This window comes from Rhodococcus sp. 05-2255-3B1, assembly GCF_002258545.1.
Taxonomy (GTDB): Bacteria; Actinomycetota; Actinomycetes; order Mycobacteriales; family Mycobacteriaceae; genus Rhodococcoides.
Genome location: NZ_NOZC01000001.1, coordinates 35,042 through 49,163 on the forward strand (window position 1 = coordinate 35,042; position 14,122 = coordinate 49,163).

Annotated in this window: 15 protein-coding genes; 3 read left to right on the forward strand and 12 right to left on the reverse strand. The window is 65.8% G+C overall.

Features of this window, described 5'->3' with window-relative positions; all coding sequences use genetic code 11:
- Positions 1–2 precede the first annotated feature (2 nt).
- Complete coding sequence (locus tag CH249_RS00170; protein WP_094683066.1) at positions 3–1,340, forward strand: M1 family metallopeptidase; 1,338 nt, start codon at positions 3–5, stop codon at positions 1,338–1,340.
- A gap of 99 nt (positions 1,341–1,439) precedes the next feature.
- On the opposite strand, the gene CH249_RS00175 is transcribed toward CH249_RS00170, so the two are convergent.
- On the reverse strand, positions 1,440–2,054 hold the full coding sequence (locus CH249_RS00175) for a hypothetical protein (protein WP_143544330.1): 615 nt from the start codon (positions 2,052–2,054) through the stop codon (positions 1,440–1,442).
- A 99-nt stretch (positions 2,055–2,153) separates the two neighbouring features.
- On the opposite strand from CH249_RS00175, the gene CH249_RS00180 reads away from it, so the two are divergent.
- On the forward strand, positions 2,154–2,834 hold the full coding sequence (locus CH249_RS00180; RefSeq protein WP_179272850.1) for a hypothetical protein: 681 nt from the start codon (positions 2,154–2,156) through the stop codon (positions 2,832–2,834).
- On the opposite strand, the gene CH249_RS00185 is transcribed toward CH249_RS00180, so the two are convergent.
- The 11 genes from CH249_RS00185 to CH249_RS00235 all read right to left on the reverse strand — a co-directional run bounded on the left by CH249_RS00185 (position 2,755) and on the right by CH249_RS00235 (position 12,805).
- On the reverse strand, positions 2,755–4,005 hold the full coding sequence (locus tag CH249_RS00185) for an MFS transporter (RefSeq protein ID WP_094683067.1): 1,251 nt from the start codon (positions 4,003–4,005) through the stop codon (positions 2,755–2,757). The genes CH249_RS00180 and CH249_RS00185 overlap by 80 nt on opposite strands.
- Positions 4,002–4,649, reverse strand: a complete 648-nt coding sequence (locus CH249_RS00190; RefSeq protein ID WP_179272866.1) for a GntR family transcriptional regulator — start codon at positions 4,647–4,649, stop codon at positions 4,002–4,004. Before CH249_RS00190 ends, CH249_RS00185 begins: the two co-directional genes overlap by 4 nt.
- Positions 4,650–4,799: 150 nt before the next feature.
- Positions 4,800–4,997 carry a hypothetical protein gene (locus CH249_RS00195; protein ID WP_094658882.1) on the reverse strand — a complete coding sequence of 66 codons (198 nt, stop codon included), beginning with the start codon at positions 4,995–4,997 and terminating at the stop codon, positions 4,800–4,802.
- A 112-nt stretch (positions 4,998–5,109) separates the two neighbouring features.
- Positions 5,110–5,520 (reverse strand): DUF2752 domain-containing protein, encoded by a 411-nt coding sequence (locus CH249_RS00200; protein ID WP_094646713.1) that lies wholly within the window; start codon positions 5,518–5,520, stop codon positions 5,110–5,112.
- Positions 5,521–5,539: 19 nt separating this feature from the next.
- Positions 5,540–5,881: a plastocyanin/azurin family copper-binding protein gene (locus tag CH249_RS00205; RefSeq protein ID WP_094628628.1), complete on the reverse strand. Its 342-nt coding sequence runs from the start codon at positions 5,879–5,881 to the stop codon at positions 5,540–5,542.
- A 22-nt stretch (positions 5,882–5,903) separates the two neighbouring features.
- Positions 5,904–6,878, reverse strand: coding sequence for a HEAT repeat domain-containing protein (locus CH249_RS00210; RefSeq protein ID WP_094683068.1), 975 nt, complete (start codon positions 6,876–6,878; stop codon positions 5,904–5,906).
- A 9-nt stretch (positions 6,879–6,887) separates the two neighbouring features.
- The gene (locus CH249_RS00215; RefSeq protein WP_094683069.1) at positions 6,888–7,532 is read right to left on the reverse strand and encodes a HEAT repeat domain-containing protein; all 645 of its coding nucleotides are present in this window, start codon (positions 7,530–7,532) and stop codon (positions 6,888–6,890) included.
- 34 nt (positions 7,533–7,566) lie between these two features.
- On the reverse strand, positions 7,567–9,624 hold the full coding sequence (locus CH249_RS00220; RefSeq protein ID WP_094683070.1) for an FUSC family protein: 2,058 nt from the start codon (positions 9,622–9,624) through the stop codon (positions 7,567–7,569).
- 21 nt (positions 9,625–9,645) lie between these two features.
- Positions 9,646–10,938 carry a GAF domain-containing protein gene (locus CH249_RS00225; RefSeq protein WP_032395193.1) on the reverse strand — a complete coding sequence of 431 codons (1,293 nt, stop codon included), beginning with the start codon at positions 10,936–10,938 and terminating at the stop codon, positions 9,646–9,648.
- A gap of 44 nt (positions 10,939–10,982) precedes the next feature.
- Entirely contained in the window at positions 10,983–11,750 is a 768-nt protein-coding gene (locus CH249_RS00230) for an acetoin reductase (protein ID WP_094646708.1), read from the reverse strand.
- Positions 11,747–12,805: a 2,3-butanediol dehydrogenase gene (locus CH249_RS00235; RefSeq protein WP_094646707.1), complete on the reverse strand. Its 1,059-nt coding sequence runs from the start codon at positions 12,803–12,805 to the stop codon at positions 11,747–11,749. Before CH249_RS00235 ends, CH249_RS00230 begins: the two co-directional genes overlap by 4 nt.
- A 182-nt stretch (positions 12,806–12,987) precedes the next feature.
- On the opposite strand from CH249_RS00235, the gene CH249_RS00240 reads away from it, so the two are divergent.
- Entirely contained in the window at positions 12,988–14,103 is a 1,116-nt protein-coding gene (locus tag CH249_RS00240) for a hypothetical protein (RefSeq protein ID WP_094646739.1), read from the forward strand.
- Positions 14,104–14,122: the final 19 nt, after the last annotated feature.

The following is a 14,122-nucleotide window of genomic DNA, read 5'->3' on the forward strand; positions in this document are numbered from 1 at the left end:
TCGTGCCAGACAGGCTGGTGGCACCGGTGTTCGACGTCGATGCCAGCGACAATCCGATCGATACATACCTTCCGCAGAACGGAAATCGGGGCTACCGCGTCTCGCGCTACGAACTCGATCTCGAATACAAGGTCGAGAGCAACCGGCTGACGGGCAAGGCGAAGATCACCGCGGTCACCACGGCGACGGTGTCGAAGTTCGCGTTCGATCTCGGCCCGGCGATGAACGTGTCGAAGGTGTCGGTCAACGGCTCGCGATCGGTGAAGTTCAGCCACCAGCGCGGCAAGCTGAAGATCACGCCCGCCAAGCCCATCGCGTCGGGCGCGGCACTGGTGGTGACGGTGTCGTACGGCGGAACCCCCAAGCCCATCAACGGTTTCTGGGGTGAGGTCGGCTGGGACGAGCTCACCGAAGGGTCGATCGTCGCCAGCCAGCCCAACGGGGCCGCGTCGTGGTTCCCGTGCGACGACCATCCGGTGTCCAAGGCGAGCTACGGCATCACCATCACCACCGATTCGCCGTACTACGCGGTGGCCAACGGAACGTTGGTGCGCAAGCAGACTCGCGCCAGCCGCACCACCTGGGTGTACGAGCAGCCCGAGCCGATGGCCAGTTACCTCGCGACCATTCAGATCGGTCCGTACGAGCATCGCATCGTCAGCCCGGGGCCGGTGCCGATGAAGGCCATCACTCCGCCGCGCCTGCGCGCGCAGTTCGATCACGACTTCGGTCGTCAACCGCAGATGATGGATACGTTCGTACGGCTCTACGGCCCTTACCCTTTCGCGTCGTACACCGTGGTGGTGACCGACGACGATCTCGAGATTCCGATCGAGGCGCAGGGGCTGTCGATCTTCGGAGCCAATCACTGTTCCGGTTCCCGGTACTACGAGCGTCTCGTCGCGCACGAGCTGGCGCACCAGTGGTTCGGCAACTCGCTGACTCTCGGCAAGTGGGCCGACATCTGGCTGCACGAGGGATTCGCCTGCTACTCCGAGTGGATCTGGGCCGAGAACTCCGGCGGCGCAACGGCTCACGACAAGGCCAAGCGCGCACACACCATTCAGCGCGGACTGGCCATGGACCTACAGCTCAGCGATCCCGGGCCCGCCCGCATCTTCGACGACCGCGTGTACAAGCGCGGTGCACTGGCACTGCACGCCGTGCGGCGCACCATCGGCGACGAGCGCTTCTTCGGACTGATCCAGGAATGGACCTCCAAGTACCGCTACTCGACGGTCGCGACGGCGGACTTCACCGACCTCGCCTCCCGCTTCGGTTGCCCCCGAAGTCTTTGGGACGCATGGCTAGTGGACAAGCAGATGCCGTCGTTGCCGTAGTTCCCGGCGTCGCCAATCGGCTCCCCAGTTTCGGATATCGGCCTGCAATCGAGGGCCGGAATCCAAGTCTGGGGAGCCGATCCCCGGTGACGTCAGCGATTACCCGAGCGACAGGGCGAGGCCTGCCACGGTGTAGCCGTACATCGCCGACGTCGCCAGTGCCTGCAGCCAGAAACCTCTCGGGAACGACGCCGCCCAGCGTCCCTTGCCGTCCAGTTGCAGATCGCAGGGGAAGTCGCTGATAGCCATGGCACACGACGGTTGCTTCGAGTGCGCGAGCACCACACCGGTGGTGAACGGCAATCCCCGAACGAACAGGTGCCCGCGCGCTTCCCCTGCCCGGTACCGAACCGTGGATTGAGTGACAACCCCTGTGTACCAACGTCGTTGGACGTTCCATCCCGTGGCGTGCGCGAGGCGAAGGTTACGGTCGCCGCGCAGAGCGGTGTCCACGCTCTCGACGTCGGCGATCACCCCCCACCGCAGCATCGACACCCACCAGGCAATCCGTCGGCTGCGAAACACCAGGGCCCCGAGCAGAACGATCGCGAAGACGTACGGCACCACCGTCGGATATTCGGACCAGCAAGCCGCCGGCACGATCACGGCGATCAGGAACCAGTACGCCTCGCGCCGGTTCCATACGGTCGCACCCGCGAGCGCCACCGTCGGAGGTACCCGATGCGGCGGGACCGTGCGCGAGGACTGCAGCATGATGCCGCTGATCCTAGAGCCGAACGGGTCGGCTCGCACCCACTCGCGGAGACCTCCGCCTGTTCGGAAAACCGCACGATGCCTGCGTACCATCCGCTGATGGCGAAACGGTGGTGGGGACTTGTCATTGCAGCCGCGATCACGGTGGCTCTCGTGTCGCTCGCCTCGAACATCACGAGCGAAAGCCAGTTGTCCGCTGAGGCAAACACATTGCTGGCCGTGCGCTCGACCTTCAGCAAGTTGGTGAATTCGGGTGCCGTATGGGCCGGCCTGCCCATCCTGTCCGGCTGGCTGGTCCGCCGTCCGCTGCATGCATTCGCGGCGGGGATCGTCGCGAGTCTGCTGGTGCACTACGGTGTCGGTCAGCTGTTCGGGATGTTCGACGAGACCGTGTGGGCGGGGAACCGAGTATGGTTCGCTCTCGCCCTTGTCATGGGCGGCCCGTTGGGTCTGGTCGGGGTCGCAGCACGAGGCGGCGGCCCGTCAGGTTCGATCGCGCGTCTGGTCGTCCCCGCTGGGGCGGTGATCGAGCCGTTCTTTCGGGGCATGTTCAGCGTGCCGACGATACTGCCGTGGCCGGAGCGCGTCGCCAGTATCACCGCGGGCGTAGTCCTCATCGCAGCGGGAACGGTCGGTGCCGCGGTGCTGATGCGCCGGCGACGAAAGCAGCTCGGATCGCAGAACAGTTCCAGACTCCGTCCTAGGGCAAGTGAGCAGATGTCTTCGACCGGACCACCAGTCCGCACAGCGCCGCCATCACTGCGCCGAATCCGAAGATGATCGGATACGTGACCACCCCGGGCCACGTCTCGGTGAGCGCAGACAGAACGGCAGGCACCGCGAAGCCCAGGTAGGTCAGCGAATAGAACACCGCGGTGAGGCCGGCGAGGTCATCGGGGCCCGCAATGCGTTGCACCTCTTGCAGACCCGAGACCAACGCCATGCCGTACCCACAGCCCAGGACCGCTGCCGCGATCAGCGCCGCAGCAATGGTGAGCACCGACGCCGCCCAGGCAGCAACGGCCATGCCGACCACCAGGAGAGTGAGTGCAACCAGTGCCCCTCGCGCATTGGCGGGTGTGTCGATCCGACGTCCGACGGCCTGAATCGCGAAGCCGGAGCCGAGGGCGATCACGGCCATCGCAGCGGAGAGCGCGACGGGATAGCCGCCACCGGGCTCGTCGGCCAGAGCATCCGCCATCAGTGACGGCAGCACCGCGTAGGCGACGCTCGCCGCACCGAACACCCATGGGGCCAAAGGCAACACGACGAACAGGAACCGGCGATGCGATGCGGACGGAATCCTCAGGTCGTCGAGCAACCTCTTGTTCTTCGACGCCGCTGTGGCAGTGCGCGTTTCGGGGACCGAGAGCATGCCGACACCGGCGGCGATGCAGATCACCACGTGCACGCCGTAGGCGAGGTGCGTCGGCCAGGGTGCCCATTGTGCGAGCACGCCTGCGACTCCGGCACCGAGGGCGAAGCCCGCCGTCAGCGACATCGCGGCGCGGCGCGCTCCGGCACCGGGCTTGGCGGTGGAGTCGCGACTCGAGAGTTCCTTGACCCAGCTGCCGCCCACGGCCATACCGATTCCGAGCGCGATGCCGCTGAGCACACGGCCACCGAAGAGCATGTAGGCGTTGTCGGGTCCGAGTGCGATCAGAATGGACCCGGCCGCGGCAATTGCGGGGGCGGGCAACATGATCGGGCGTCGACCGAGCCGATCCGAGAGCGGACCGCAGATCAGCATCGCCGGAATGATGCCCAGGACGTATGCGAACAGGAACGTATCGACCACAACGGCCGAGAAGCCATGATCGAGCCGATACATCACCAGCAACGGCGTGAACTCGTTGCCGCCCCATGCCACGGCGAACATGCCCGACGCGACCAGCAGCCAGCGTCGTGCAGTCAGCTCGAGGTCTCGATCGTTCGTGAGCGTTTCGCTCATCGCGCTCCCCCTTTGTCCGGTCGTAGGCCGTGCACCCCGAGCATGTGTCGTTCGACGGCCTGCTCGAATCCGTCCGCGTCGCCGGCCTCGATCAGGTCGGTGAGTCGGCGATGGTCGTCGACGATGCGCGAGATCTGACCCGGATCACGCGTCACCGAGGCTGCCGTCATCCGCCGCTGACGCTCGCGAAGTCCGTCGTAGAACGCGTCGAGCAACGGGTTGCCGCCGGCGTGGACGACGGTGCGATGAAAGTCGGCGTCGACGGCACTGAATTGTGCGGCGGTGCCGTTCACGGCCAGCTGCTGTTGTAGCTGCAGGTTCTCGCGCAGGGCGGCCACCACGGATTCGCGGGCACTGGCGTCCGCGATGAACGCTCGGACGCTGCCCGATTCGACCAGTCTGCGCGCATCGACGACACTCTCTGCTTCACCCACCGCGATCGGCACCACCAGTGCCCCACGCTTGGGATACAGGCGCATCCATCCTTCGACCTGAAGGCGCAGAAATGCCTCGCGTACGGGAGTGCGACTGATCTCGAGGCGCGACGCGATCTCGCCCTCACTGACGAGCTCACCGCCGGGAAGCTCCCCCGAGACAATGAGCTCCTTGACCGTCGCATACGCCGTATCGGCGGCAGATCTCATCTCGGACACAACATAGATACTAGATGCACCTCAACTGTGCACCAATTTCGGCCACCCCAAATGTCCACTCAACGTGACATCGACCGTCGAAAAGGCCACTGAACGTCACATTGACTCCCCAAGGGCGGCGGGGCGGCGGGGCGGGGTCGGTCAGGGCACCCAGTGCCGTGCGGCGATGTCGTCGATGATCGGATCCCCGTCCTGTGCCGCGTCGAGTGCGTCGAGGTCGTCGCGCAGGGCGTTCAACCGTGGGTCGTCTCCCTCGGCCTGTTCGGCGGCGGTGCCTCCGTCGTCGGCGAGTTGTGCGAGGAGTTTCGCGCGGACGCGATCCCGCAGAGAGTCGCTCATTCGTCGTCACCTTTCTTGAACACGCGGCGGGCCGTGGGGATGAGCGCGATAAGCACGCCCAGCAGCACGATGATCGAGAAAATTTCCAGCAGCACAGCTACTCCTAGTCGTGTCAGGTCGGGGCGATCGCGGTGCCCCATGGGGTGTTGCGCACCACGGTGAAGACGGTCAGCAGGGCGAGCATCACAGCGGCGGCCAGACGATTCGGGCCAGGCAACGTCAGAGGTATCTGCATCCAGCGAGCCCTGAGCCACAGGCCCCACAGTCCGACGGCCACGACGACGCACATCACCGCAACGACATTGCTCGACGCGGCCGCGGCGATGTCTCCCCGGGTGAGGTCACCGAGAGCCCGGGTCGCGCCGCATCCGGGGCACCACAGTCCGGTCAGAGCGTGGAACGGGCAGGGAAGGTACGTCGAGGTGCGGGGGTCGCGGACGTGCAGCAGTACTGCCCCACCGACAGCGGCAGCGGCCACGCCGAGGGGTGCGACGATGCTGCGTCCTCGTGTCGGTGCCGTCATGCCCCTGAGCCTAGGAGTTTCAGGGCTCGACGACGATGGATGCCGTCATGTCCGGATGCGGAGTGCAGTGGTACGTGAAGGTGCCCGCGGTGTCGAAGGTGTGCGTGAACTGTCCGGTTTCCATGATCTGACTGCGAAACGAGTTGTCGTCGGCGACGACGTTGTGGGCCATACCGCGGTCGGCGAACACCCAGGTGACGGTGTCTCCCACCGAGATCGTCAGTGTCTTCGGCGAGTACATCCGATCGGCGACGGTCACCTGGTTCTCGGCAACGGGTTCGGCAGGTGCGGCGGGGGTGGTTGCGGTGGAGCACGCCGTCAACGTGATCGTCAGGACTGCGAGGAGTCCGAAAGCCTTCATACCGTCGACGGTACCCAAAGGGTCATTCCCGTCGGCCGAGGACGTATTCGGCCGTCAGCGCGATCGAGCGGTCGGTGTCTCGGGTCAGCTCCCGCAGGGCGCGCGAGGCTGCCTTCCCCGGAATACTCGCCAGTGCCTGGGTCACTCGCAGCCGCGTCGACGCATCACTCGGCCCGTCCATCAGTGCCGCCACGATCGAGTCTGCGGGTCCCAGCATGCCCAGGGCATCGGCGGCGTCCACGTCGTTGGTGCCCTCGAAGACCATCTCGATCAGCGTCGGGATCGCGTCGGCCACCCCGCGCGCACCGAGTTCCAGCGCCGCGATCCGCCGGACCTGCTCGTCGTCGTGAGTGAGCGCCTCTCGCAGCACGTCGGTGGCGTCAGGGTGAGCGATCTCGACGACGGTATCCACCGCGCGGCGTCGAATCTGGGGGTCCGGTGAACCGAGACCCTGCCGGAGCACCTCGAGAGAATCGCCGCCCGACTGCGCGAGTGCCCATCGAAGTGCCCCCGCGACGTTGGGCGCAGGCTCACGCAGCACGGCTTCGGCCAACGCGTCCGCCGGGATGGGCCGATCGCCGACCGAGGCCAGCGCCGCTGCCTGTCGGGTCCCAGCACTGACCGACTGCAGGTCACCGAGCAGCGCGACGGTTCCCAGTACGTCTTCCCAGTCCTCCGGCCGCGCGTCGCCGATTCGACGCAACCGCGTGAGCAACTCGGTATCGCGCGCGATTCGCTCCTCGGCTCGGGCGGCGAGCTCGTCGACGAGTCCGGAGGCCGCGAAACTCGGGTCGTCGAGCGCGCGACCGACGTCGCTCAGCGACAACCCGAGCGAACGCAGCGACTCGACGTGGAACAGGCGTCGAACATCCTCCGGCGCGTATTCGCGGTAACCGGTGCTGCTGCGCGAGGTGGGGCGCACGAGCCCCAGCCGGTCGTAGTGCCGGAGCATGCGCGCACTGACGCCCGACCGCTGCGCCACCTCACCGATCAACATTGCTCCATCTCACCCCGTCGTGTCGTCTACGCCAAGGGCATCGATGCGCTTGGCCTCGGACACCGCGAACCCCGCATCCGGGTCTCGGAGCAGCACCTCGGTGGCCAGCGCGTGGGCACGAACCGAATCATTCGTGCTCGACGCGGCCCGGCGCACCATCGGTTCGGTCACCGATCCGAGTGCAACCAGCGCACGGCTCAGGCTTCGCTGAACGTCGTACCCGCCTCGACCGAGTTGGGTACCCAGCATCGCGGCCAACTGCCCTTCACTACCGATCGGCACCAGGACCACCGCGGCTCGCCATGCGCTTCGTGCCACCTCGTCGTCGGGGTCGGAAATCAGATCCTCGGTGATCACCGGCCACGCCGACGGGTCCTCGATCTTGGACAACGTGTGCAGCGCCTGGCTGCGAGCCAGAGCTCCACCGGATCGCACCTGATCGATCAGCCGCGGAACCGTCAGCGACGCAGGGTGGCGAATCAAGGCCCAGGTCAACATCTCCCGCACCTGAAAATCGGGTTCGACGGCGCACCGCTGCAGCAGGGCGTCTAGATACTGTGGGTCCGGTGCCGTCCCGAGGTCGAGCGCTGCCCTCAATCGAACCGACGGATTGCTGTGTTGAAGTGCCCCACCTACGAGATTCATCGAGTTCATGACGGTCAGCCAAGACCTTGTCACGGTGTGAAGGTCAAGCCCGAGTCAACACATCGGCGAGTGTTCGGTTCATCGTGTTCAGTGCCCGCACCGCACCCCGCAGCGGACCGGGCGCGTTGGTCGAGGTGAGCAGTACATCCAATACCGTTGTCTCGGTGACCTTTTCGGGCGGTTCGACGTGATCCCCGGCGACAACTGCCTCCACCTGGCGTGCGGTCTCGCGTACCAGGGCCGCGGCGTCGCGTAGAGCTCCGGCGGTCTCTGCCGAGGGTGCCGTGTCCGGGTCGGCACGCGAGGCCAGCACACCGGCCCGGGCCAGTGCGTGCGCTGACCGACCGCTGACGGCCAGCACCCGCAACAGTCGCTTCGCGCCGCGTCTGCTTCGGGTCGTCGGCCCGAGTACCAGCGGCTTACCGGACGTCAGAACGTCTTTGAGGGCGTTGTCGAGTGTGCGCGTCGACGCCACCAGGTCGGTTGTACCTCCCGGCGCGAGAACGGATTCGACACTGGACTCGATCAACGCATCCAATTGCTCGAGGTAGCTGTCGACGTTGCTCACCAGTGTCTTTCGGGTGCTGGTCGAGAAGATGAAGTAGGCCGACGCCATTCCGACGGCACCACCGACAGCAGTCTCGACGATGCGAAGCTCGAGCACCTCGATACTGAACGTGCCCAGCAACCCGTAGAGCATCGCGAGCAGGATGGTCACGAAGAACGACAGCAGCGCATACGCGACCATCACCAGGTAGAACGCGAAGAAGACGCAGACCACGATCAGCACCAGTTGCACGGGCTGGTTGCTGCCCACCAACGCGGCGATCACCACCCCGGCGAGCACGCCGGCAATCGTTCCGAGAACGCGTTGGCCTGCCCGCGTGAGGATTTCACCCCGAGTCGACGCCCCCGTGAACACCAGAAAGGCCGTCAGCACCGCCCAGTACCAGCGGTCGGGAGAGACGAGTTCGCCCAGTACCGTTGCGGCACTCGTGGCGACGGCTACCTGAACGGCGGCCTTGGTGCTGGGATGCAGACCACTCGGGGTGTCCTCGGCCGCGGGTTCGGACGGGCCGATATCGGGGGCCGTCGACGCCGAGACGGCGTTGGTGGTGATGTGATGAATGGCTATGTGCGCCTGGACGGCTCGCTGCGCGGACACCGTCGCGATTCCGGCGGGGGTGGACGGATCGGCCCGCTCGGCCGCTGCAGCCGCCAACCGTCGAGCGGCCCGCAGCTGCTCCGAGGACGGCGTGTTCTGCAGACACGATCCGAGCGCGGTGGTCGCCTGCCCCAGGGCCGTCGGCCACGGCTTGGTGGGATCGAGAGCCCACAGTGAGCTGACGAGTTGCTCGGTCGCGATCTGTGCGTCGAACACTCGGAGCGACAGATCGGCGCTGGTGACGCTGAGCAGCTGTCCGGCATCGTGTCGGTCGAGCCAGTCGTCGATCATCAGTGCGGTGTTGCCGAGCCGGTCGAGTCTGCGGCGCACCAGGTTCAGGTCGCGGCTCTGCCCTGCCGAGGCCGCCTCGAGCACCGAGGCCGATACCGCTCGCATCGCGAACAGCAATCGGCGCACCTCCACGACCGGCCGGTCCGGGAAGACGACGGCCCGCACGAACAGGGCGATCAGCAAGCCGCCGAGGATGGCCGCGATCAACATCGGCAGTTGCTCCGGTGTCGCGCGCAGGAACAGTGCGAAGAAGTACGAAATGAACGACACCATCCCCAACGCCGTACCGCGAGGGCCGAATCTGCGCACCCACACCGCCGTGAAGAGGACCGCGATGAATCCGACGTCGGCCACCTTGCCGAGTTCGGAGAGCAACGCCGCCAACGTCACTGCCGCCGACGCAGGCAATGCCATCAGCGCGGTGGTGATCAGCCGACTGCGTTGATCTCTGTCCTTCACCGCCGCCGACGCCTGCATCGCCACGACGGTTCCGAGCATCGCGACCGTCACCGGTTGGCCGATGGCGCGTGTGGCCAGCACCAGCGTCACCATGGCCATCAGCACCGTCAGCGTCGTAGCCGACGCACTGCGCAGCCGTACCTGCCCCGGGTCCGAGGCGTCGAGGATCCGGGCGAGGCGCTTCATTCCCCGATTCTGCGCTACGGCTCAGCCCCGTGCCGCCCGGATCGCAGGAGCCGACGAATGCGGGAGCAACCGACTCATCTCCGACGGCGTGATCACCTCCACGGTCGCCGATTCGTCCAACCGATACGGCTGCGTGGAGATGATGCCGGCGAGGTGTTTGCGCAGCCGCGACATCTCGGCCCGCACCGTGATCGCGCGGCCGTCGTCGCCGAAGAGATCGGCCGCCATCTGTGAGGCGGTACGTCCTTGGCGATGGGTGGCGAGCAGGTACATGATTTCGGCGTGCCGGGGTGTCGGTTCGTGGGTCCACTCCCCCACCTCGCTGCGCACTTCGATGCGAGGCTTCTGCGAATTGCGCAGGTCGATACGGATTCTCGTCGATCCGATGTCGGCGACGCCGGAATCCATCGTGCTGGTGGGTCGGACGAGCCATCCACCGGGTAGGGGTTCGAAGTCGCACACGCCCAGGGTCGGCAGCCAGAAGCGTCCGGTCGCGAGATCCTCGGGCAGCAGGATGCGATTGCGCAGCGCTACCGATTCGACGGCCGCGACCCAGCCGTTCGCGTCGACGGCCAGGGCCGGGGATTGCAGTCGCGCGAGCATCGGTGCGGCCACCGACCGCAGTCGATCCAGTGTGCTCCGATGCAGTTCTCGCAGTTGGGATTCGGCCAATCGTGCGACGGCGTCGACCAGCGCGATGGTGGTGGGGTGCACCGTCTTGGCCGGCCCGCTGACGTCGATGGCGCCCAACACCTGACCGGTTCGCGGATCACGGATCGGCGCGCCGGCGCAGGTCCACGAATGATGGCTGCGCACATAATGTTCGGCCGAGAAGATCTGGACCGCGCGGCGTGAGACCAGGGCAGTTCCGATGGCGTTGGTACCCACCGAATCCTCGGCCCAGTTCGCGCCCTCCACGAAGCCGAGGTCGTCGGCCCGGTCCAGCACCGAGGTCGATCCGCTGCGCCACAACACCCTGCCGTGCCGATCGGCGACCACGAGAATGTTGTCGCCGTCCTGCACCACCGACTCCAGTCCGCGCGCCAGGTCGTCGAGGATGTCGAACAATCCCGATTCTCGACGGCTGAGCTCGAGGTCGGAGACGTCCATCTGCGTCTCGGCGGGGTTACCCAACTCCGGATCGATACCCAGGGTCTGCAACCGCCGCCACGAGTCCCCGATGACCTCGCGGGGCCGTGCGGGCGACTTGCCGCCGGTCATGGTCGCGTCGTACACGGCCGTGAGAATCTGCGCGTAGCGGCGCGGGTCTTCGCCGGCCGCCAGCGCAGGTTCGGGGCCTGTCGACTGCGTCATCACAGCCAATTGTGCTCCAGCTCACAAATCGGAATGAACGGGGGTCACCGATAGACCAGACCACCGTCGATCAACGGTGCCTGGCCCGTCATGTAGTCCGAGTCGGGCCCAGCGAGATACGAGACGAACGCTGCGACGTCCTCGGGCGTCTGCGCGCGACCGAGGGCGATACCGCCGACGAATTTGTCGTACGTCTCGCCTTCGGCGGCACCGGTCAACTCGGCGAATCGCTTGTCGATGGTGACCCACATGTCGGTTCCGACCACACCGGGGCAGTACGCGTTGACGGTGATCCCCTCGGCGGCATACTCCTTCGCCGCCGCCTGGGTCAGGGCACGAACCGCGAATTTCGTTGCGCTGTAGACCCCGAGCATCGCGAACCCGTCGTGACCGGCGATCGAGGACGCGTTGATGATCTTGCCCTTCCGGCCGAGAACCTTGAATTTCGCTGCGGCAGCTTGGATTCCCCACAGCACGCCGTCGACGTTGACGGCCCAGATCTTCGCGACGTCCTCGGGGCGCACATCGTCAAGTGGGGCGACCTGCGCGATGCCCGCGTTGTTGACGATCACGTCGAAGCCGCCGAGTGCCTCGTTGGTGTGTTCGACGGCGGCGAACACCTGATCGCGATCGCTGACATCGGCCACGAATGTCGTTGCCTTCGAGCCTGTTCGACGCACCTCGTCGGCCACGTCTGCAATCTTGTCCTCGTTCAGGTCGGCCAGCGCGATGTCGTGGCCGTCGTTCGCCAACCGCAACGCGATGGCCCGGCCGATGCCCTGCCCGGCGCCCGTCACCAACACCGCGCTCATGACGATGCTCCGGTGGAAGGGTCCACCAAGACCTTCATCTTGGTGCCCGCATGCAGCGCCTCGAATCCGTCGTCGATGACGCCGTCGAGCGTGATCTTGTCCACCCACCCCGTCGTGTCGTAGTGGCCCTGGCTCATCAGGTCGATGACGGCCTCGTAGTCGGCGGCGGTGTAGCAGAGCGAGCCCTGGATTCTCGATTCGTTCATCACCAGCTTCTGCAGCGGTGTGGTCAAAGGCTTTTCGTAGATCGCGACGCTGACCAGCGGCTTACGCGCACCGATGCACCCGAGGGCGGTCTCGACGGCAGGTTGCACGCCTGCCGCGTCGTAGATGGCGTCGGCCCCGTTGCCGTCGGTGAGGTCGGCGATGAACGCGGGGACGTCGACGGCCGTCGGATCGAGCGTCTTCGCGCCCAGAGCTTCGATCGATGCCCGACGCGTCGGCGACGGTTCGACGACGTAGACGTTGCCCAGTCCCTTGCCGCGCAGGGCGAACCACAGTCCGATGCCGATGGGGCCGGCTCCGAACACCATCGCGGTGTCCTCGGGCTTCGGATCTCCCAGTGTCGCAGCGTGATAGGCGACCGACATCGGTTCTACGAGGGCTCCGAGTTCGAGCGAGACGTTGTCGGGCAAGGCGTGGATCATGTCGGTGGGCACCACGGTGTATTCGGCCATTCCGCCGTCGGACATCAGTCCGTGGAAACCGATCTGCGCGCAGATGTTGTAGTTGCCGGCCCGGCACGGTCCACAGTGGCCGCAGCGGTACAGCGGCTCGATGGCCACGCGGTCGCCCACCGCGATGCCGGTCACGCCCTTCCCGAGCTCGGTGACCGTTCCCGAGAACTCGTGGCCCAGCACCAGCGGCATCTCCTGTCCGGTCAGCGGATGCGGCGAGGTGGGGATGAAGATGGGGCCCGCGTAGTACTCGTGCAGGTCGGTTCCGCAGATTCCGTTGAACCCGACCTTGACCTTGACCTGGCCTTCACCGGGACTGGGCTCGGGAACGTCGGTGATCTCCACCTTGTTGGGTCCGTAATACACAGCTGCGCGCATCGGTTCTCACTCCTGACTGGATCGGATATGCACACAGGTCTATGTGACCCGGAGCACAAGCGCCAGGGTTGCAGCGCGTTGCAGTGCCGCGGCCGAGCTGCAACCTGCCGCAACCCTGACGCGCGGTTGTGATCGAGCTCATAGTGACGGCGACACTGTCGCCTCACGGAAACGAGCACCACATGACCGCAACCGCAGATCGACCTGTGAGCAAGCCGAAAATCGATACCCCACAGGGCAACTGGCTCCTGCTCGGAATCGCCAACCTCGCCGTCGTAGTCGTCGTTTCTCTGGCGACCTGGTATCTGCTGGCCGACCCCACCACCAGCCCGTGGAACTTCTATCCCCTCCCGTTCAACGCGGCGCTGTTCTGGGCAATTCTGTTCATCGTGTTCATCGGATTCGATTGCGAGTTCGCCGGTTTCGACTCCCTGAAGCAACCGATGCGCGGACTCGCCATCCTCGTCTCCACGAGCGTCTTCGCCGTTGCGGTCACCTGGATCCTCGGCAACGGGCTCGGTGCGCTGTATCCGGATTTCGCCGGCTCTCGTGCAGGCGGACTGGGATATTTCGCTGGTGCTCTGTTCGTACTCTTCGGATTCGGCACCTGGGTGATGGTGGTCCTCAACTGGCAGCACTGGCCGTGGACCGTACTGCGCATGAAGCAACCGCTGATCGGGCTGTGCGAGATCGCCTTCGTCGCCGTCCCGACTCTCGCGTTGTACTTCGTGTTCGGATTGCCCTCGGTCTCGCTCTCGGCCACAGATCCTGTGATGTCCGTCGACACTGCCCTGGGTTGGTTCTATTCGATCGTCGTCTCGGTGATCCTCACCGGCCAGACCCTAGACAACTGGCCGTGGAAACTGGCAGGCGGCGGCGGACGTACCGCACTGGCGGCAACGGTCGGCAACGCCGTTCTCGGTACGGCGATCTACTTCCTGATGGTTCCACTGGCGAAGCTGCTCGTCGGGTCCGATGCCACGGCCGAACTCGGCTCCGTGATCAACCAGTTCCCTGCGCAGATCGGCGTGTGCTGGGCGTTCTGGATGATTTTCTGGGCCAACGGCTTCGGTAACCGCTTTCCCCCGGCGGGGCGCGCGATGCTGACATTCGCCCTGGCCATCGGCACGTTCCTGGCCTACTACTTCGTCCTTGCCGAGCACATCCTGCACGAGCCCGCGGTTGCCGCCGGTATCTCCGGGAACGCGCTGGGGTTCGTCGACTGGCTGGTGCTGTGGACGTTGATCTACGTCGTCGGATTCCAGTCGTTGGGGTTGAAAAAGCTGTCGGCCGGCTGAGTTCGATCGGGGTACTCCA

Coding starts and splice junctions, on each gene's coding strand:
- CH249_RS00175 (WP_143544330.1), bottom strand. CDS start 2,054: ATGCTGCAGTCCTCGCGCACGGTCCCGCCGCATCGGGTACCTCCGACG.
- CH249_RS00180 (WP_179272850.1), top strand. CDS start 2,154: ATGGCGAAACGGTGGTGGGGACTTGTCATTGCAGCCGCGATCACGGTG.
- CH249_RS00185 (WP_094683067.1), bottom strand. CDS start 4,005: ATGAGCGAAACGCTCACGAACGATCGAGACCTCGAGCTGACTGCACGA.
- CH249_RS00190 (WP_179272866.1), bottom strand. CDS start 4,649: ATGAGATCTGCCGCCGATACGGCGTATGCGACGGTCAAGGAGCTCATT.
- CH249_RS00195 (WP_094658882.1), bottom strand. CDS start 4,997: ATGAGCGACTCTCTGCGGGATCGCGTCCGCGCGAAACTCCTCGCACAA.
- CH249_RS00200 (WP_094646713.1), bottom strand. CDS start 5,520: ATGACGGCACCGACACGAGGACGCAGCATCGTCGCACCCCTCGGCGTG.
- CH249_RS00205 (WP_094628628.1), bottom strand. CDS start 5,881: ATGAAGGCTTTCGGACTCCTCGCAGTCCTGACGATCACGTTGACGGCG.
- CH249_RS00210 (WP_094683068.1), bottom strand. CDS start 6,878: ATGTTGATCGGTGAGGTGGCGCAGCGGTCGGGCGTCAGTGCGCGCATG.
- CH249_RS00215 (WP_094683069.1), bottom strand. CDS start 7,532: ATGAACTCGATGAATCTCGTAGGTGGGGCACTTCAACACAGCAATCCG.
- CH249_RS00220 (WP_094683070.1), bottom strand. CDS start 9,624: ATGAAGCGCCTCGCCCGGATCCTCGACGCCTCGGACCCGGGGCAGGTA.
- CH249_RS00225 (WP_032395193.1), bottom strand. CDS start 10,938: ATGACGCAGTCGACAGGCCCCGAACCTGCGCTGGCGGCCGGCGAAGAC.
- CH249_RS00230 (WP_094646708.1), bottom strand. CDS start 11,750: ATGAGCGCGGTGTTGGTGACGGGCGCCGGGCAGGGCATCGGCCGGGCC.
- CH249_RS00235 (WP_094646707.1), bottom strand. CDS start 12,805: ATGCGCGCAGCTGTGTATTACGGACCCAACAAGGTGGAGATCACCGAC.
- CH249_RS00240 (WP_094646739.1), top strand. CDS start 12,988: ATGACCGCAACCGCAGATCGACCTGTGAGCAAGCCGAAAATCGATACC.